We start from the raw sequence: 18,113 nt of genomic DNA, 5'->3' as shown, positions 1-18,113 counted from the left end.
TATGACGCAGGTCACACCTTCGGGGGCAGGACAAAAAACACACGATCGGTTAACCTCTTCATCATAAACACAATAATGAATGAGGCGCCAAGTGTTTAGCCTTACCTTATTGGCCGTTGTGGGCCTTTCCTACCTGCTGCTGTTATTCGCCATCGCCTTCTGGGGCGATCGCCTGCCTGTTGCCCGGATTCGCCCGGCCAAACCGCTGCTGCTAGCCCTGGCCGGCACCTATACCAGTGCCTGGATGTTCTTCGGCGTGCCTGCGCAGGCGGTGACCGAGGGCTGGCTGCTGCCGCCGACCTTCGTTGGCGCTTGCCTGATGCTGGTTTTCGGCGCGCCGCTGCTGGTGCGCTTTGTGCGCCTGTCCAAGCGCCAGGGCTCCACCTCCATCGCTGACTTTATCAGTGCCCAGTACGGCGGCTCCCAGTGGCTTGCGGCCGTTGTCGCGCTGCTTGCGGTGGTGGCGATTGTCCCCTACCTGTCACTGCAGTTAAGGGCTGTTGCGGACAGTTTCCTGTTATTGGCAGACGGCGCGGACCAGCAGCGCGGTATCAGTGCCTCGGTGGTGACCGCGGTGGTGGGCCTGACCCTGGGTCTGTTTGCGCTGTTATTCGGTACCCGGCATATCGACAGCAGTGTGCACCGCAACGGCATGTTGCTGGCCGTGGCGTTCGAGGCGCTGGTAAAGATCGGCGCTTTGGTAGCAGTGGCCTGTTTTGTGGTGGGTGCCGCGTTTGACGGTTCGGCGGATCTGGCGCGGTCAGCACTGTCCAGTGAACGAGTGGCGGCGCTGGCGGAATCCCGCCCGGCAGATACCGGCTTTTTCGCGGTGGTGGTGCTGGGGATGGCGGCTATCTTCTGCCTGCCGCGGCAGTTCCATATCCTGATGATCGAGAGTGACGGCGAGCGCGATATCAAGACCGTGCGCCGGCTTATCCCATTGTATCTGGCGCTGGTGTCGGCAGCGGTACTGGTAGTCGGTTACGGCGGCCTGCTGTGGCTGCCGGAGAGTTACACCAATGCCGAGCGCTATGTACTGGGCATTCCGCTGGAGAGCGGTACCCCGTGGCTGGCATTGCTGGCGTTTATCGGTGGTCTCTCTGCCGGCTCCAGTATGGTGATTATTGCCACCATCGCCCTGTCCACCATGATCGCCAATACCATGGTGGTGCCCTGGTGGTTGAAGCGCTTGCAGCAGCGCCCGGCTGGGGTGGCACTGGGAAGCGACTTGCGCCGGGTGCGGCGGGTGATTATCGGCCTGCTGATGCTCGCTGCGTTTGGGGTGAGTGAATTGATTGGTTCCGGGGTTAGCCTCGGTACCTTTGGACTGCTTTCCCTGGCACTGGTGGCCCAGCTGGCGCCCGCGATGGTCGCGGCAGTGACCTGGCCCGGGCACTGGCCGCAGTTGCGTGCCGCCGGTGTGATCGCCGGTTTGCTGGTGGGCTCGGCGGTGTGGGCAATGTCCGCGCTGCCAGCGGCGCTGGGGCAGGCCGATCTGATTGCCGGTGCACTGGGACTTGAGTGGAACGCGCTGACTACCTGCTGTGTATTCGGGCTCGGTTTAAATGCGATCGCGCTGGCGGCGGTGTCGCTGTTGCAGGAGCGTTTACAGCCCGGCGGCGGTGCGGTGCAGGTAGCACCTGTGGATAAGTCGCAGTTGCGGCAGTTGCTGGCGCGGTTTGTGGGCGAAGCGGCGGCCGAGCGGGCGCTGGCGCCTCTGGCCGAGGGGCCGGAAACCGACTCGGGTAGCAAGACGTCCAGAGAGGCCGCGAGCAAATACCGCGAGACGGTGGAAAAAATTCTCGCGGGTATCGTCGGCAGTACCAGTGCCCAGCGCCTGGTGCGCCAGTTGAGTGAGCCGGACGTGACCGCGCAGGAATTGCAGCAGGCCTCGGAAATCTATCAGTTTGGCCGCGGACTGTTGCAGAGCAGTATCGACAATATCGATCAGGGAATTTCGGTGGTGGATGCCAACCTCAACCTGGTTGCCTGGAACCGCCGTTATCTGGCGCTGTTTAAATACCCCGCGGAGATGATTTACGTGGGGCGCCCGGTGGCGGAGCTGGTGCGCTACAACGCCAGCCGCGGCGAGTGTGGCACCGGCGATGTGGAAGAGCATGTACGCAAGCGCGTGGAGCATTTGCGCAACGGCACCGCTTACCGGGTGCAGCGCAATCGTACCGATGGCACGGTGCTGGAAATCCGCGGTAATCCCCTGCCCGGCGGCGGCTTCGTAACCACCTATACAGATGTGTCTGATTACCAACGCGCACTGGGCGAGCTCACCGAGATCCGCAACTCCCTCGAGCAGAAGGTGGCGCACCGCACCGTTGAACTGGAAACCGTCAACGACGAATTGCAGGAACTGAACCGTGAGCTGCAGGCGGCGAGTGCCGGCAAGACCCGCTTCCTGGCCGCCGCCAGCCACGACCTGGTGCAGCCGCTGAATGCCAGCCGCCTGTTTATCGATGCGCTGGCCGCGCACTCGTTGGAAGACGACAGCCGAGAGCTGCTGACCCGCGCCGACCGCGCCCTGGCTTCCGCCGAGCAATTGATCACCGATATGTTGCAGATCGCGCGCATGGACGCGGGGGATATTCGCCCGAGCTTTGCGCCGGTTTCCCTCGACAGCATCCTCGACGACGCGGTGGCCCAGGCGCGGGTCGCGGCCGGCAGCCGGGGTATCCGCCTGCGCTACCGACGCAGCCACCTGTGGGTGCACAGCGATGAGAAGATGCTGCGTCGGGTGGTGCAGAACCTGCTGGATAACGCGGTGAAATACACCGCGCACGGTGGCGTGCTGGTAGCGGCACGCAAACGCGGTGCCGACATTTCCCTGGAGGTGTGGGATACCGGTGAAGGTATCGCCCCTGAGCAGCAACAGGCCATTTTCCGCGAGTTCTGCCGTTTAACTTCGCAGGATTCCGACAATGTGGCGCGCCAGCACGGTTATGGGCTCGGCCTGGCCACGGTGGAGCGCCTGTGCCGCCTTCTAAACAGCCCCATTAGCCTGTCTTCGGTACTCGGCCGCGGCAGTGTGTTCCGCGTGCGCTTGCCGCGCGCCACCGCCCGCGCCGCGTCGCGCCCTGCCGTGACGCCGATCGCCGGGCGCGGCGCCACGCTAGATCTGCAGGTGCTGTGTGTGGATAACGAACCGTCCATACTCGAGGCCATGGCGGCACTGTTGAGTGGCTGGGGGTGCACGGTGCACTGCGCACGCAATCGCGCCGAGGCGCTCGCCGCGGCCGAGCCGGATCTGTTACTGATGGACTTCCACCTGGACGATGGCGATAACGGTATCGATCTGGGGGGTGAACTGCTGTCCCGCTGGGGAGGCGGCATTCCCTGCGTGATCATTTCCGCCGAGAACACCAATACGGTGAAGACCCGCGCCCAGAACGCCGGCTGGCAGTTCCTGCAGAAACCGCTGCGCCCGGCGGCGCTGCGGGCCCTGCTGCAGCAGCGGCAGAAGTCGCGTATTGCCGGGTCTGCGACCAAGGTCGTATAGGCAAAGCCCTGCGATCCGACGCAGTCTGACCTGTGACTTAATCAAGAATAAAAAGTGGTATCCCGCGATGAAAAAAACCGTGTTGGAAATACTGATGTTCAGCGCCTATGCGCTGTTCGCTGCGAGCTGGGTGTCCGGGGCCATTCTGACCCCGGCGATTCAGTCGTCGTTTGGTGAGGAAGGCTTCGCGAATGCGACCTGGGGCAGTAATGTCATCACCATTGCCAAGATTGTCGGCAACCTCGCCGCTGCGGCCCTGCTTATGCGCCTCGGCGCCAAGCGTGCGTTTATGATCGCGATTATCCTGATTGCGGCCGGTGGCTTTGGCGCCCTGGCGGGCAGTTACGGTGCCTGGCTGATGTCCCGTCTGGCTCTGGGCCTTGGCGGCGCACTGGCGATCGTCTACTTTGCCCCGGTAGTGCTGCATTACTTCTCTGCAGAGGAGCGCCCGTTGATCAACGGCATTAACGCCGCTGCATTCAATGCCGGTAACCTGCTGGCCCTACTGACCACCACCGCACTGCTGAGCTGGTTGGGCAGCTGGCAGTCCATTGTGGTGTTGTACGGGGTGATGGCGCTGGCGCTGGGGATCCTTTGGTGGCTGAGTGCCGAGAACTTCCCACTGTCGGGCGGCGGTGACAAGCCGCAGGAAGAATACGGCTTCAAGCAGGGCGCCCGTGAAGGATTCAACTGGTGGTTGCCACTGGCTTACTGTGGCGTGCTGTTCTGTTACATCGCGGTATTTGCACTGTTCCCGCTGATCGACGGCTTTGCGGTGGCAAGTAATCACCTGTCTGCGGTAATGATTGCCGCGGGTATGGTGGGTACTGTGGCCGGCATCATCGTTACCAAACGCTATCCCCTGCGCCTGCCGGTGCTGCGTTTTGGCGGCCTTGCCCTGGTGGTGTTTGCGGCGCTGATGGTGACCAGTCGTGATCCAATGATTGCCTACACCGCGGCCGCGTTGGCCGGCTTCTGCATGTTCCTGCCGATGACCGCACTGGTTACCCTGCCGCAGGAACTGCCCGGCATGACCCCGGCAAAAATTACCGTTACCTTCGCCATGTTCTGGTCCGTTTCCTACGGTGTGGAAACGGTGCTGATGTACGGCGCTGGTGTGCTCGCAGATGTTACCGGCGAGCCGGCAACGGCTGCGTATTTCGCGGTAGCCTGTTCTGCGTCCCTGTTTGTGTTCTCCTTCCTGCTGCCGGAAAGCGGTAAGAAATCCAGTGAAGAAAACCTGGAGGCCGACAATGCGACAGCTTAATCCGAAACTCGCCGAATGGCTGGTGGCGGTCAACGCTCAGGTTGCACAGGTTAAGGCCGCCGGTTTCGAACCGACGCCGGTGAACGCCCGCGAGAGTCTCGCCAATCTCACTGCAGGTTTTGTTACTGCAGGGCCAGACATGAAGGTGTCTGACACGGTAGTGACCGGCGGCGAATATGCGGTGCCGGTGCGAATTTATCAGCCGGAAGGTGCGATCGATGGTGCGGCAGTTATTTACTGTCACGGCGGCGGGCATATGGCGGGCAGCGTTACGGTGTACGACCCAATTTGTCGCCGCATCGCGGATACCAGTAAGCGCACGGTTATTTCCCTCGAATATCGTTTGGCTCCGGAAAATCCCTACCCGGCTGCACTAAATGATTTGATCAGTGTGGTGCGCCATCTGGGTACGGCGCTGGACCGCAAGGGTGTTGTCCACAACGGTCGCTGGATCTTGATGGGTGATTCCGGTGGCGGTGCACTGTGTGCATCTGCCAGCCGACTGCTGCAGCATCAACCGAACACCATTGATGCGCAGGTGCTGATCTACCCGAGTCTGGATTACACAATGCAGACGCCTTCCATTGAAGAGAATGGGAGAGGGTATTTGCTGGAGAAAGAAAAAATTCTCTGGTACTTCAACAATTATCTGCAGGGTGCTGAAAACCCACATTCGGTTTCACCGCTGCACGGTGAGTTCACCAAGAATATGCCTGCGACTCTGGTTGTTACTGCAGAGTTTTGTGCGCTGCGGGATGAGGGCGTGGAGTATGTGAACAAGGTGCGCGCCGGTGGCGCTAATGCAGAGCTACTGCACTTTGATGACATGATTCACGCGTTCTTGAATGTGGAAAGCCTTGTGCCTGAGGCGTGTGAGCGGGTTTATCGTCATGTTGCGGAGTATTTGCAGGGCGTCTAGGTGGGCCTTTGGTACTCTGGCCGCGGTTCGTGGCGGCCCGGCACCGGGTATTCGTTTTTGAAACCGCTGTGAACCCATCCCTGGGCGCTGCGGCGGCGACGTCCCTGTCGCCGACGCTTTCAAAAACGAATCCCCGGTACCAAGCCTTCAAATTACCCATTAGTACTTCGTAAGCATTGGATAAACCCAACTTACGGAGTGGATATATCGGATGTGAAGGTGGAGTGCCGGGTGTGGATTTTCAGGAGCGTCGCAAACAGGATGTTTGCGCCGCAGCGCCCAGGGATGGGTTCACAGCGGTCCTGAAAATCCACACCCGGCAATCCGCCGCCATGGAGTTCAGAACAGAGCTTTTAAGGTTACGAAGCGCTGAATAAAGAAGAATTAGAGCTGAATCAGCGCCTGAGCCTCGCGAATCAGCTGCTTACGATCGCGCAATTCAAGCTTGCGTAAAATCGCAGTCACGTGGCTTTTCACCGTTGGCTCGGTGATATCCAAGTCATACGCAATCTGCTTGTTCAGCATGCCCTGCGCAATCATCTGGAATATCTTCAACTGCTGGGGAGTAAGTTGCGTGAGCTTGTCGGCAAGCGCAGATTCTGTCTCTGCCTGCAGGGCCTCCTCACTGAACCACTGGTCCCCAGAAAGTACGCACTCAATGCACTGCAATATCTCATCCGGACGCGCAGTCTTGGAAAGGAAGCCGCTGGCACCGAGGCTAGATGCCTGCTGAATAACGGCATGCTTGTCGCTACCGGAAACAACCACTACCGGCACCGCAGGGAAATCATTGCGGATACGTGCCAGACCACTAAAGCCCTCGCTGCCTGGCATATTCAGATCTAACAGCAGAAGATCCACTTCCGACTGGGCAAGACGCTCCAGGGTGGAATCGAGATCTTCACTCTGCAGCAGATCGGCATTGGGGAAATGACTGGAAAGGGTCGTCGCCAACGCATCGCGATAGAGCGGATGATCATCGGCAATCAGCAACTGATAATTCACGGCAGCACCCTGAAGAAGAAAGTGATCGGGTGCAAAGGATACTACTGTGCGGTCCATCCACCGTCCACCGGTAGTGAAGCACCCGTAATCGTGCTGGCAAAGTCACCGCACAGGTACATAGCCAGTTCGGCAATGGCGTTTGTCGGGCTCGCTTTTGCCATGGGTTGTTTGGCTCCGACCAGTTGTGCACGAGCGGTATCCAAATCCACACTCTGCTCGCGACTGATCGTCTCAATCTGGGGTTGGATCAGAGGGGTCTCGACCCAGCCCGGACAAATTGCATTGGCGGTGATATTGCAGTCGGCATTTTCCAGAGCCACAACCTTGGTTAATCCCACCAAGCCATGCTTGGCCGCGCAGTAGCCGGCCTTGTTTTCCGAGGCAACGAGACCGTGCACCGAGGCAATATTGATGATACGCCCCCAGTTCGTGGCACGCATGGCCGGCACCAGGTCGCGCATTAGATAAAAGCTAGCGCTCAGGTTGATCGCAAGGATCTGTTGCCAAATATCCGAGGGGAACTCATGGGTGGGGGCGGTGAATTGAATGCCGGCGTTATTCACCAACACAGAGGGGTTACCAATGGCTTCGCGGGTTTCGCTTACCAGCTGAGCACAGCCCTCTTCACTGGAAACATCGGCGCTGCTGAAGCCTACCTTGCCGTCGTAATCGGCAAATTCTTGGCGTAGGGCTTGGACACTATCCGCATCGGCAAGCCCATGCAGCATCACATGGTAGCCGGCGCGCCCGAAAACGTGGGCGACGGCAAGCCCGATTCCACTGGTGGAACCGGTAATCAACACGGCGCGCGATGTATCTTGTTGCACGGCAAACTCCCGCATGCTTTTTTTCTTTGCAGAAATCCTAGCAGTGGCGGGAGTTGCTGGTCTGTATGACCAAGGTATGAGAGGGACTCATACCTTGGCCAGCTCAGTCAGGTTTCGCTAGCCAAACTTAGCGGCGACGACCGCCACCGCTGCGATGTGCACGATGGGATCCACCGCGATGGCTGCGATGTGCGCCGCCGCGATGACTACGATGCGCTCCACCGCGATGGTAACGATGGGAGCCGCCACGATGGTAACGGCCACGATTGTAGTAGTGGCGACCATGATAACGGTGGTGACGGTTGTAGTAACCGCGACCGTGACGATAGTAGCCGCCGCGATAGCGCGGATTGCCATAACGGTAATAGCGTGGCGAAGAGTAATAGAAGGACACGCTACTCGACGGATAGACGTAGGGCCGTGAGTACGGATAGCTCGAATAGCCGACGCTACTCGACGAATAATATCCGTCAGAGACACAGGCCCCTAACGTGAGGGTGCCGAACACCGTTATGGCCAATAGGCCCTTTTTGATAATACTCTTCATGCGTGACCTCCGCGTTGCAGAGTAAGGGTGTGGCTCTGTACAAACCGGAATGGTTGACAGTGCGGTACACCAAAAAAATTGAAATTACGGGAGTGATGAATCAGCGCGGCTGATTGACGCGGCTACTGGGCGGTTCCCGGCGGTAGTCACCGTCACCACGGGTGTAGTAGTTCGGATGCCGAACATTGTGGCAGCGCTGGTTCTGATGGCAGTGGTAGTAGCGGCTCTGGACTCGGTAGTAGCCGGGCCCTTCGTTGGTACGGTTGATTGCCGTGGTGGTGTCGGTCATGTCTTCCATGGTGGTACAACCGGTGGCAAGCAGCATTGCTGCGGCCCCCACTGCTCCGGCGAATCGCCCGGCGAACCGTTCTGGTGAACGCTTCATGAAAACCTCCGCGCCCGTAGGCGGGTAACTTTTTTACTTCCTTTCGATCTGTTCGCTGCTTGACAACAGGTGAAACAGCCTCGAAACCCAAGTGAAAGTTATTTAAAGGTCGCGGAAGGGCGATCACTACCCATTGCGATGAATATCAACAACTAAAAAGTTATGAAAGGCGAGGTGTATATAAGTCGAGGTTGTTGCTACACGAGACTTGGGGAGAAGGCGGCGATACCGGGCATATCGTTTCGTGACCTTCCGCGAGAGGGACCTCGCGGAAGAGCCCCCATGGATGGGTTCACGGCGTGTCTCGAAACGATATGCCCGGTAGCGTTGCCGCCACCGCGGCTGGGAAAGATGACGTACTAAGAAAATGCCAAGTTGGCAGGTTATGCCGAAACCAACTGCTGTAACTGGTTATCCAGCAATTGCTGCAGCTTGGGATTGAGCCCCGTGACCTCGGCGCCCCAGTCGGTAGTGTGGCACTGGATGCGGTCCGCCAGAGATTCGTCATCGAGTAATTGTGGATGTAGGGTCAGGCCGCGCGACTGGCTTAGCAGTTGTTCGCCATTGAAGTCGAACTGATCGGGCTTGGCTGGCAGCACCGCGAGGGCCAGCTGCAGGCCGGTGGCGCGGTTGGATTGTTGCAGTCCGCGCAGCAACAGGCCGGCACACACCGCGCGGAAAGCGGCATCCTCGCCGGCAAAGCCAAGCCCTACAGCAGGGCCGGCGCTCGGCAGCGCCTGCGCGTCGTAAATGCGGGTGAGCAGTTGCAGGCGCTGTTCCAGTTCGCCCTGCAGATTTTCCAGCGCGCTGCGCGAGAGTTGGTTGCCGAGTTGTGCCCAGTTAAGTGGGCGCAGGTAGAGCCCGGAGGTGACTTGCGGCTGGGGTTTGGGCTGGGCCTTGGGCACCAGTAGCGGTTTGCGCTGTTTCGGTTTGCTGGAACGCAGTTGGGAAATCCCCAGGGCACAGGCGGCGCTGAACGGCAGGGCGAAGATCATGCACAACAACAAGCTCGCCCAGGGGTAGCCCACCTGCACACCGGGCTGAATGTTCAGTGCCACGCTGCCGGCAAAGCTATCGTGCAGCACCACCGGCTCGGTAAGCATTTCTCCGCGGTCGCGCACACCGGTTTGTGCCAGTGGGCTGGAGTCTACGTCCTGAATAGTCACCCCATGCACGGCGGGCAGTGCCAGGGTTTGTTGGGCCAATAGCTGCAGGCTGATGCGGTCGCCGGCAACAATCTGCTGCAGGCTCTGGCTTGCGAGCAGTTTTGCGGCCGCCGCAGCGGTCTCACGGTCGCGATTTTGCGCTGTGGATAACTGCTGACTGTAGGCGTGCCCCAGAGTCGCCAGGCAAAAACCTAGAAGGGTCAACCAGATAGTGGCGGCAATGAGCTGGCGCTGGCGCTTGGGGCTCAGTGCTTCCAGCCACTGGGGCAGCGATCTGGAAAGTTCGGACAGGCGGGTGAGGAGTGTTTTCATCTTGTTTTTACTGTGCGAACAGAAGTCCGCCCGATTCTATCCCACTTCTTCAGTGAAAAAAGGCGCCGGGCTATAATGCGCGGCCAATTCACCTGCGGCCCAGCGGTCATGTACGCCTGGGCCGGACAATTCGCGCTCAATAACGCGCATATATAGCAGCCAGCCAACGAGATTCAGTCATGGACGCCAGCTCCCCATCCGCTCTCTACACTTCCATCGCCGACGCCAGTCATGCAGCCTTCTCGCTGCCTGTTGCCGGCACTCTGCCAGAGGCCCCCGCGGCGGTCACTGCTGCCTGGTGCCTGACGGTGCTGGCGGAGGACATCGAGGCGGTGCAGCTGCAGCGACTGGCGGAGTTTATCGAGGCGAATGAATGGCGCCCGGTGGCGCTGGATATTCTGGCTGCGCGGGAAGATTGCCGTGTGCTGCGTATCCAGTTGGAAGGGGATATTGCGTTTGCCGCGGCGCGCTTGGCCCTGCTGGAGCTGGCGCAAACCCTCGGCCTTGAGCTGGTACTGCAGGCGGGAGGCACCCAGCGTGCGCCGAAGCTTGCCTGTTTCGATATGGATTCCACCCTGATCCAGGCGGAAGTGATCGATGAGCTGGCAAAAATTGCCGGTGTCGGCGATCAGGTGGCGGAGATTACCCTGTCGGCAATGCGCGGTGAGCTGGATTTCCAGCAGAGCTTCCGCAAGCGCATGGGCTTGCTGAAGGGCTTTACCGAAGTGAGCCTGGCAGAAATTGCCCCGCGTATTCCGATTATGCCCGGTGCCCAGCGCCTGCTACTGGCGCTGCGCGCACTGGGGTGCAAAACCGCGATTCTGTCTGGAGGCTTCACCTACTTCGCGAATTATCTGAAGGATAACCACCTGGCGGTGGACTTCGTGCATGCCAACCAGCTGGCTTTTGCCGAGGGTGCCCTCACCGGCGAGGTGATTGACCCGATTGTGGATGGCGCGCGCAAGGCGCTGCTGTTGCAGGAAATTGCCCAGCAACTGGATTTGTCACTGGATCAGGTGATTGCAGTGGGCGATGGTGCTAACGACTTGCCGATGCTGTCGCTGGGTGCACTGGGAATTGCGTTCCATGCCAAGCCGAAGGTGCGGGCTGAGGCGCCGCAGGCGATTGACGGATTTGGTTTGGATGCGGCGCTGTACCTGTTTGGCCTGAACGACCGTCAGATTGCCGACTTGGTGGGCGAAGCTGCTTGATTAGGGGCGAAGCCGTTTGAGTGGAGACGCAGTCGCCTGATTAGGGGCTGGGCCGCCTAGCGGAAATGTCTTAATCGAAGGCGTGGTAAGCCGCCGCGTAGCTGGCGGCGAGACCTACCGCTGGCGCCAGCTCGTGCACGGTGCTGGCAAATGGCATGCGTGGCTTGCGCTCCCCATCCCGATAGCACACCTGCTTGGTGCAGGCGCTCATCATCATTAGCAGTGAGATCAAAGCCGTGGCGGCGAGAAGTCGCTTGCCCATGAACATGGTCGTTTCCCTGTTTACGATGTTCTGTTTCTTTCCAATAGTGCGAGTTAGACGACCTCAACGCGAAAAAAGTTGCGGTCGTCTCACAAAAGACTGGCAGAGGTTAAGAGATCTGCGCCAGCTTAGATAGCCCGGCGCAGAATTAGCCGCCACTCAATCCGGTTTTTGCGCCGGATACTCCGCGTCCAGCTCACCAATTTTACGCGCCACCTGCCCCGGAGAAGCGGTGCGGCGAGCGAGTACATCGTAGGCCGTGGGCACGATGTAAATAGTGAACAGTGTGGCCGCGAGTACCCCGAATAACACTACGGTGCCGATCACCGCGCGGGTCTCGGAACCCGCACCGGATGACAGCAGCAGCGGCAGCGAGCCCGCTGCGGTGGTGATGCCGGTCATCAGGATCGGACGCAGGCGGGTTTCCGCAGCCTGGCGCAGTGCCTGGCCAAACTCTACGCCGCGATCGCGCAACTGGTTTGCAAATTCCACGATCAGAATGCCGTTTTTGGCGGCAAGCCCCACCAGCATGATCAATCCCACCTGGCTGTAGATGTTCAACGATTGATTGGTCAGCAGCAGGCCCAGCAGGGCACCGGCCATGGCCAGTGGTACCGTGAACATGATCACCAGCGGGTGCACAAAGCTTTCGAACTGGGCGGCGAGCACCAGGAATACCACCAGCGCGCCGAGCAGGATCGCGAACAGAATGGTGTTACCGGAATCCTGGAAGTTCTTGGACTGCCCCTTGTAGTCAATCACCGGGGTGCCTTCCAGATTGTCAGCCACCAGCTGGTTCAGGTAGGCCAGCGCCTCTCCCAGTACCAGGCCATCGGTCAGGTTGGCATCCAGGGTGATTGCGCGCACCCGGTTGTAGCGTTGCAGCTGCGGTGAATCCGCGTACTCACTGACTTCCACCAGGCTTTGCAGCGGAATCAGGGCGCCGCTGGTTTTGGAGCGCACGTAAAGGTTCTCGAGACTGTCCGGGGTGCGTTGCAGCTCCCGCTCGCCCTCAAGAATGACGTCGTACTCCTCGCCATTGTTGATAAACGTGGTGGCGCGCAGGGAGCCGAACATGGTCTGCAGAGTGGTGCCCACATCGCTCACTTGCACTCCCAAGTCTGCGGCGCGTTCGTAATCGACATTGATGCGCAGCTGTGGCTGGGTTTCCTTGTAGTCCCAGTCGACACCGAGCAGCCCCGGGTTGGATTCCGCCAGCGCTTGGTTCAGCTGGTCGCGCCACTCGGTGAGCTGGCCGTAGCTGCTGCCGCCCAGTACAAACTGCACCGGCTTGCCGAGGCCGCCGCCGAAACTCTGGCGCATTACCGGGAAGGCGCGCACGCCGCTCAAGTCTTTCACCGCCGCGCGCACCTGGTTCATCAGCTCGAACGCGGAGGGGCGTTCACCCCAGGGCGCCAGGGTGAAGATCACCATGCCGGTATTGAAGGTGGCCGAAGTGCCGAAGGAACGCGGTGAGCGCACCAGCAGGCGGTTGACGTAACCCTTGTCCACCAGCGGCATCAGGCGCTCTTCAATGGTATCCATGTATTCCTGCATGTACTGGTAACTGGCGCCCTCGGGGCCGTTGACCAGCAGGAAGAAGGAACCGCGATCTTCCCGCGGGGCGTACTCGGTGGGAATCAGACGAAACGCCAGCGCGGCGAACGCCATTACCCCGACAAACACCACACCGGCAATCCAGTGCTTGCGCAGTAACACATCCAGCCCGCGGCTATAGCGGTGCTGCACGCGGGTCAGCGCTTTGTCCATAAAACGGGTGGCCGCATTGTGGGAATCGCTGGGGCGGATCAGTTTGGCGGCGAGCATCGGCGACAGGGTGAGTGCGGTGATGGAAGAGAAGATCACCGCCGCCGACATGGTCAGCGCAAACTCCGAAAACAGTCGGCCGATATCCCCTTCGAGGAAGGTAATGGGTACGAATACCGCCACCAGCACTAAGGTGGTGGCCACCACCGCAAAGCCCACCTCACGCGCACCGCGATAGGCGGCCAGCAATGGCGGCTCGCCGTATTCATCCATGCGTCGGAAAATGTTTTCCAGTACCACGATGGCGTCGTCCACCACCAGGCCGATGGCCAGCACCAGCGCCAACAGAGTGAGCAGATTGATACTGAAACCGAAGGCATACAGCAGGATCGAGGTGGCGATCAGGGATACCGGTACGGTCACCGCCGGCACCAGGGTGGCGCGCCAGTTACCCAGGAACAGGTAGATCACCATGGTTACCAGAATTACCGCGATGGCCAGGGTGGTGTACACCTCCTTGATCGCCTCGGATACGAAAACCGACGCGTCGTAACTCTGGCTGAGGCGCATGCCGTCCGGCAGGGATTGGTTGACCTCAACCATCTCCGCCTTGGCCGCTTCTGCCACGGCGACGATGTTGCCGGTGGACTGGCGGGTAATACCAATGCCCACCATGGGCTCGCCATTGCCGCGGAAGGTAGAGCGGTCTTCCGCGGAACCCAGTTCGACCCGCGCGACATCGCCCAGGCGCACCACGTGTCCGCTGTCACCGGTGGTGATGGCGAGGCGGGCAAAGTCTTCGGCACTCTGGAACTGGCGCTGCAGGCGCAGGGTGAACTGGCGATCGCTGGACTCGAGATAGCCCGCGGGCAACTCGCGGTTTTCCGCACGCAGCGCCTGTTCGATATCCGCGCTGGTGACGTTGTGCGCGGTCATTGCGCCGCGGTCCAGCCAGATACGCATGGCGAAGTCCTTGGCGCCACCAACCCGAACCCGCGCCACGCCGTCGAGTACCGAGAAGCGGTCCACCAGGTAGCGGTTGGCGTAATCGGTCAGTTCCGGCACGGTCATGCGGTCGGAGGTCAGGTTCAGCCAGATCACCACGTCGTCGCTGCTGTCGACCTTTTCGATCTCGGGCGGATCCGCTTCCACCGGCAGGTTATTCAGCACCCCGGAGACGCGGTCGCGGACATCGTTGGTGGCGCCATCCACGTCGCGGTTGATATTGAACTCGATGGAAATGCGCGAGCGCCCGTCGCTACTGGACGAGGTGACCGTCTTGATGCCCTCAATACCGGCGATGCGGTCCTCGATCAGGCGGGTGATGCGGGTCTCGACAATCTCCGCGGAGGCACCGGGATAGTTGGTGTCGATGGAGACAATCGGCGGGTCGATATCCGGGTACTCGCGCAGCGCCAGGCGGTCGAAGCTGATCAGGCCGAACACCACCAGTAGCAGCGACAGTACCAGTGCAAAAACCGGGCGTTTGACCGCCGTATCACTGATGATCATTGCTTGTGGGCCCCGTTCTCAACTTCCACGGCAACGGGCTGACCGTCGCGAATATGCAGGGTGCCACGCGTAACTACCTGATCGCCCTGGGACAGTCCGGTGAGCACCTCTACCTTGCCTTCATAGCGCTGACCGATCTGTACCTCGCGGCGCTGCACCATATGCCCGCCTTCGGTTTTCTTCACCACGTACACGGACTGTTCACCGGCCAGCGGTACCAGCGCGGCTTCCGGAATCGTCAGTGCCCGACGCGGGTTGGCGACAACCCGGACGCGCAACAGCATGCCGGGCTTGAGCTCCCCGTCGCGATTGTCGAGACGGCCGCGTACGGTAAACGCGCGGGTCTGCGGGTCTACACGCGCCTCAACGATCATCACTTCGCCATTGAACACGCGATTTGGATAGGCCTGGCTTGCCGCTTCAATGGCCATACCGCCGCTGATCGCGGACAGCTGGCGCTCGGGTACGGTGAAGTCCAGCTTCAGGCGCGCGCTGTCCTGAATGGTGGTGATTTCGGTGGTCGGGGTAACCAGGCTGCCGACGCTGATATTGCGCAGGCCCAGCTGGCCGTCAAACGGGGCGCGGATGATGCGATCGTCGATGCGTGCCTGCAGGCCATCTACCAGCGCGCGGGTTTCCGCCACCTGCGTCTCTGCGGCCTCCAGTTGTTCGCGGGTGGTGAGGTTTTTGGTCACCAGGCCGCGCAGGCGTTTGGCATCGCGCTCGTAGCGTTCCAAGGTGGCGCGGGCCCGCGCCAGCTCCGCTTTTTCCTCGCCGTGGCTCAGTTCCACCAGCACATCGCCGGCCTTCACCCGCTGGCCGCTCTCAAAATTGACGCGGCTGATATGTTCCGTGACCCCCGCGCGAATGGAGACAAACTCCCACGCCTTGGCGGTGCCGAGGGCTTCCACCGGGTTGGAGATCTGTTCCAGCTCGACCGGCGCTGCACGCACGGGTACCGGTGCCTTGCCCGGTTGCGCCAGGGCGGCGCTCGGCAGAAGTAATGTGGCAACGAGGGCGAGCCTGGCACAGGCCGGCTGCAGGGCGCTTAAATTGAATACACCAATGGATTTCATGTTGTGTGGGGCGATCTGTATTTGTGGTTATGGTCGGCGATTGGTCGAAAACCTCCGCCGAGTGGAAATCTTGCGTTGGATCATAGCGGTTGCCGCAGCAACAATTACGCCAGAGTAACCGGCGGAGATCACAAAGAGAGGGGAGTTTACAAAAATTTACCTCCCGCCGAGCAGGCGGCGGGCGGTAAATCGACGAACGTTTTACTGCGCGGGATTATCCGACACGGAGTGTGGCAGGACGGCTCAATCGCCGTAGATAATTTTGCTGTTTACCTTGACGGTGAGCGGGTGGTAACCGGGTTTGGCTTTTTCAAAAATCCGCTTGGCGCTATCGCTCTGGCCGTGCACCATCATGTTGCGGTACAGCGGACGCAGGAACTTGTTGCGACCGATGGTCACCAGGAAATCTTCCAGGCGTGGCTCGGCGGGCTTGTACTGATTGCGCACCGCAATCATCAACCAGCTGAATGCGATTTCGTTGTTTTTCGACTGGGTGAGATCAAATGTACTGTCCAGCTCGGCCAGTTGGTCTTCACTCAGTTTCTCCGGCATGCCATCGAGGAAATATTTCCACTGGTGGAAGGTCCAGCCATCGGTATCGATATCGCTCGCCTTGATCTCGCCGTTCAGCCACTGCTGGCGTATCGGGTCCAGCTTGGTAAACGCATCGGAGGTCGGCTGCGGTGCACCTTCCGGAATACCGGGTTCGAAAATCCACTGCTGGATACGCGCGCGGTCGAGCTTGTCCGGGTACTGCTTTAACAGCGTTTCGTCCAGATACTTCACGAAGTCTTCGGTGGTGATGCTCTGGAAGGCGAAGTGATTGAAGTAATCCATCAGAAATTGGTCGAAATTCGCTCGACCGATTTTTTGTTCCAGTTCGTACAGGAACAGGGAGCCCTTCTCGTAAGGGATATTGGAAAAAACTTCATCGGGATCGCGACCACGTAGGTCGATGGCCATGATCTCGTCTTTATCTTCGCGGTCATCCAGATCGGCCTTCAGGTCGTCGTAACCCAGGGCCATTTCCATCTGATAGCGCTCGTCACCGTACACAAATTGCATGATGCGGTTGGTGAGGTAGGTGGTGAAACCTTCATTCAGCCACAGGTCGCGCCAGCTGGCGTTGGTAATCAGGTTGCCGGACCAAGAGTGCGCCAGTTCGTGGGCGATCAGTGCCACCAGGCTCTTGTCGCCGGCGATGACCGTGGGGGTAATAAAGCTCAAGCGGGGGTTTTCCATACCGCCAAACGGGAAGCTCGGGGGCAGGATCAGCAGGTCGTAGCGGTCCCAGCGGTAAGGCCCGTAATTTTTCTCGGTGACCTCGAGCATATCTTCGGTGTCTTCGAACTCGGCGGCCGCCGCGTCCAGCAGTTCCGGCTCGGCGTAGACGCCAGTGCGCTCGCCCATGGGCTTGAACTCTAGGTTACCGATCGCGAGGGCAATCAGGTAAGACGGGATTGGTTGCGGCATTTCAAATTCGTAAACGCCGTCTTTTTCCGTCTCCGGGTCGTTGTTGGCACTCATCACCGCCAGCAGTTCTTCCGGTGTGCGGATGGTGGCCTTGTAGGTCACGCGCACCTTGGGAGAATCCTGCAGCGGAATAAAGCTGCGCGCGTGGATCGCCTGTGCTTGGGTAAACAGGAAGGGGTGTTTCTTGCCGGCGGTTTGTTGTGGCTCCAGCCATTGCACACCGGACGCGCCCGGAGAGGTCTGGTACTGGATCGCGACCCGACTAGCGCCCTTGGGCAGGTTGATCTTCAGTGGGGTGCCCAGGTTGGGGTCGGTTTTGCCGAGGCTGAACTTCACGTCCTGCAGGCTGTTGCCCACGCCCGCACGCACATTGGTTATGTCGAGATCGCGGGTATCGAGAATCAGCGCCGGGTTCTTCCGGGTGAGGCGCTGGATATCCAGGATCGCTTCGCCCTTCAGTACTTTGTTGTCAAAGTCTGCGGTGAGATCCAGACCCACATGCTTGATCAGGTAGTCGTTGGTATTGGCGAAGGAGTGATAGTCGACGCCGGATTCGGGGCCCGCTTTCTGCGCCATCGGCGCGGATTTTTCCAGGTCTTCCGGGGTGTATTTGGTGGCGCTTTCTGGAATGTCGCTGGCGCTCTCCTCGCCAGCGGCAGCTTCTTGCTTGGCCGCGTCGGTGTCCGCGGGTTTTCCGCACGCACTGAGTGTAACCAGGCTGGCGGTAAGCAGTCCGGCACCGATCAGGCGGCCGAGACTGGTGTGAAACAATTGGGGCAGCATGTTGGGCTCCGTGATTGTTGTAGTTCTTGAGTGAGAATTGGGTGAATACTTTGCGGGACAGAATACCCAATCACCCGCTTGGCGGGGAAATTG

The 18,113-nt window shown here is 59.9% G+C and carries 13 protein-coding genes; 4 read left to right on the top strand and 9 right to left on the bottom strand.

Features of this window, described 5'->3' with window-relative positions; translation table 11 throughout:
* Positions 1 to 91 precede the first annotated feature (91 nt).
* From Mag101_RS16310 to Mag101_RS16300, 3 genes are all read left to right on the top strand, one after another.
* A complete protein-coding gene (locus Mag101_RS16310) occupies positions 92 to 3,508 on the top strand; it encodes a PAS-domain containing protein (RefSeq protein WP_198040016.1) in 3,417 nt (1,138 codons plus the stop codon).
* Between the two features lie 67 nt (positions 3,509 to 3,575).
* The gene (locus Mag101_RS16305) at positions 3,576 to 4,775 is read left to right on the top strand and encodes an MFS transporter (protein ID WP_077407452.1); all 1,200 of its coding nucleotides are present in this window, start codon (positions 3,576 to 3,578) and stop codon (positions 4,773 to 4,775) included.
* A complete protein-coding gene (locus Mag101_RS16300; RefSeq protein WP_077407450.1) occupies positions 4,762 to 5,694 on the top strand; it encodes an alpha/beta hydrolase in 933 nt (310 codons plus the stop codon). Before Mag101_RS16305 ends, Mag101_RS16300 begins: the two co-directional genes overlap by 14 nt.
* A 384-nt stretch (positions 5,695 to 6,078) precedes the next feature.
* Here the strand turns inward: Mag101_RS16300 and Mag101_RS16295 are convergent, their stop codons facing one another.
* The 5 genes from Mag101_RS16295 to Mag101_RS16275 form a co-directional block, all read right to left on the bottom strand.
* Complete coding sequence (locus tag Mag101_RS16295; RefSeq protein WP_077407448.1) at positions 6,079 to 6,756, bottom strand: response regulator; 678 nt, start codon at positions 6,754 to 6,756, stop codon at positions 6,079 to 6,081.
* Positions 6,741 to 7,526, bottom strand: a complete 786-nt coding sequence (locus Mag101_RS16290) for a 3-hydroxybutyrate dehydrogenase (protein WP_232325063.1) — start codon at positions 7,524 to 7,526, stop codon at positions 6,741 to 6,743. The genes Mag101_RS16295 and Mag101_RS16290 overlap by 16 nt, the downstream gene beginning before the upstream one ends.
* A gap of 127 nt (positions 7,527 to 7,653) precedes the next feature.
* Positions 7,654 to 7,920 (bottom strand): hypothetical protein, encoded by a 267-nt coding sequence (locus Mag101_RS18035; protein ID WP_198040015.1) that lies wholly within the window; start codon positions 7,918 to 7,920, stop codon positions 7,654 to 7,656.
* A gap of 253 nt (positions 7,921 to 8,173) precedes the next feature.
* Positions 8,174 to 8,458 (bottom strand): hypothetical protein, encoded by a 285-nt coding sequence (locus Mag101_RS16280; RefSeq protein ID WP_157520456.1) that lies wholly within the window; start codon positions 8,456 to 8,458, stop codon positions 8,174 to 8,176.
* 383 nt (positions 8,459 to 8,841) lie between these two features.
* Positions 8,842 to 9,936 (bottom strand): hypothetical protein, encoded by a 1,095-nt coding sequence (locus Mag101_RS16275; protein WP_077407440.1) that lies wholly within the window; start codon positions 9,934 to 9,936, stop codon positions 8,842 to 8,844.
* 179 nt (positions 9,937 to 10,115) lie between these two features.
* On the opposite strand from Mag101_RS16275, the gene serB reads away from it, so the two are divergent.
* On the top strand, positions 10,116 to 11,147 hold the full coding sequence (serB, locus tag Mag101_RS16270; RefSeq protein WP_077407438.1) for a phosphoserine phosphatase SerB: 1,032 nt from the start codon (positions 10,116 to 10,118) through the stop codon (positions 11,145 to 11,147).
* A 70-nt stretch (positions 11,148 to 11,217) separates the two neighbouring features.
* On the opposite strand, the gene Mag101_RS16265 is transcribed toward serB, so the two are convergent.
* The 4 genes from Mag101_RS16265 to Mag101_RS16250 all read right to left on the bottom strand — a co-directional run bounded on the left by Mag101_RS16265 (position 11,218) and on the right by Mag101_RS16250 (position 18,020).
* Positions 11,218 to 11,415: a hypothetical protein gene (locus Mag101_RS16265; protein ID WP_077407436.1), complete on the bottom strand. Its 198-nt coding sequence runs from the start codon at positions 11,413 to 11,415 to the stop codon at positions 11,218 to 11,220.
* Positions 11,416 to 11,568: 153 nt separating this feature from the next.
* A complete protein-coding gene (locus tag Mag101_RS16260; RefSeq protein WP_077407434.1) occupies positions 11,569 to 14,688 on the bottom strand; it encodes an efflux RND transporter permease subunit in 3,120 nt (1,039 codons plus the stop codon).
* Complete coding sequence (locus Mag101_RS16255) at positions 14,685 to 15,764, bottom strand: efflux RND transporter periplasmic adaptor subunit (protein WP_077407433.1); 1,080 nt, start codon at positions 15,762 to 15,764, stop codon at positions 14,685 to 14,687. The genes Mag101_RS16260 and Mag101_RS16255 overlap by 4 nt, the downstream gene beginning before the upstream one ends.
* A 243-nt stretch (positions 15,765 to 16,007) precedes the next feature.
* On the bottom strand, positions 16,008 to 18,020 hold the full coding sequence (locus Mag101_RS16250) for a M1 family metallopeptidase (RefSeq protein WP_157520453.1): 2,013 nt from the start codon (positions 18,018 to 18,020) through the stop codon (positions 16,008 to 16,010).
* Positions 18,021 to 18,113: the final 93 nt, after the last annotated feature.

This window comes from Microbulbifer agarilyticus (genome assembly GCF_001999945.1).
Lineage (GTDB): Bacteria > Pseudomonadota > Gammaproteobacteria > Pseudomonadales > Cellvibrionaceae > Microbulbifer > Microbulbifer agarilyticus_A.
Note: the sequence above shows the minus strand (reverse complement) of the source record. Positions and strands in the feature narration are given on the sequence as shown.

Coding starts and splice junctions, on each gene's coding strand:
- Mag101_RS16305 (WP_077407452.1), top strand. CDS start 3,576: ATGAAAAAAACCGTGTTGGAAATACTGATGTTCAGCGCCTATGCGCTG.
- Mag101_RS16300 (WP_077407450.1), top strand. CDS start 4,762: ATGCGACAGCTTAATCCGAAACTCGCCGAATGGCTGGTGGCGGTCAAC.
- Mag101_RS16295 (WP_077407448.1), bottom strand. CDS start 6,756: ATGGACCGCACAGTAGTATCCTTTGCACCCGATCACTTTCTTCTTCAG.
- Mag101_RS16280 (WP_157520456.1), bottom strand. CDS start 8,458: ATGAAGCGTTCACCAGAACGGTTCGCCGGGCGATTCGCCGGAGCAGTG.
- Mag101_RS16275 (WP_077407440.1), bottom strand. CDS start 9,936: ATGAAAACACTCCTCACCCGCCTGTCCGAACTTTCCAGATCGCTGCCC.
- serB (WP_077407438.1), top strand. CDS start 10,116: ATGGACGCCAGCTCCCCATCCGCTCTCTACACTTCCATCGCCGACGCC.
- Mag101_RS16265 (WP_077407436.1), bottom strand. CDS start 11,415: ATGTTCATGGGCAAGCGACTTCTCGCCGCCACGGCTTTGATCTCACTG.
- Mag101_RS16260 (WP_077407434.1), bottom strand. CDS start 14,688: ATGATCATCAGTGATACGGCGGTCAAACGCCCGGTTTTTGCACTGGTA.
- Mag101_RS16255 (WP_077407433.1), bottom strand. CDS start 15,764: ATGAAATCCATTGGTGTATTCAATTTAAGCGCCCTGCAGCCGGCCTGT.
- Mag101_RS16250 (WP_157520453.1), bottom strand. CDS start 18,020: ATGCTGCCCCAATTGTTTCACACCAGTCTCGGCCGCCTGATCGGTGCC.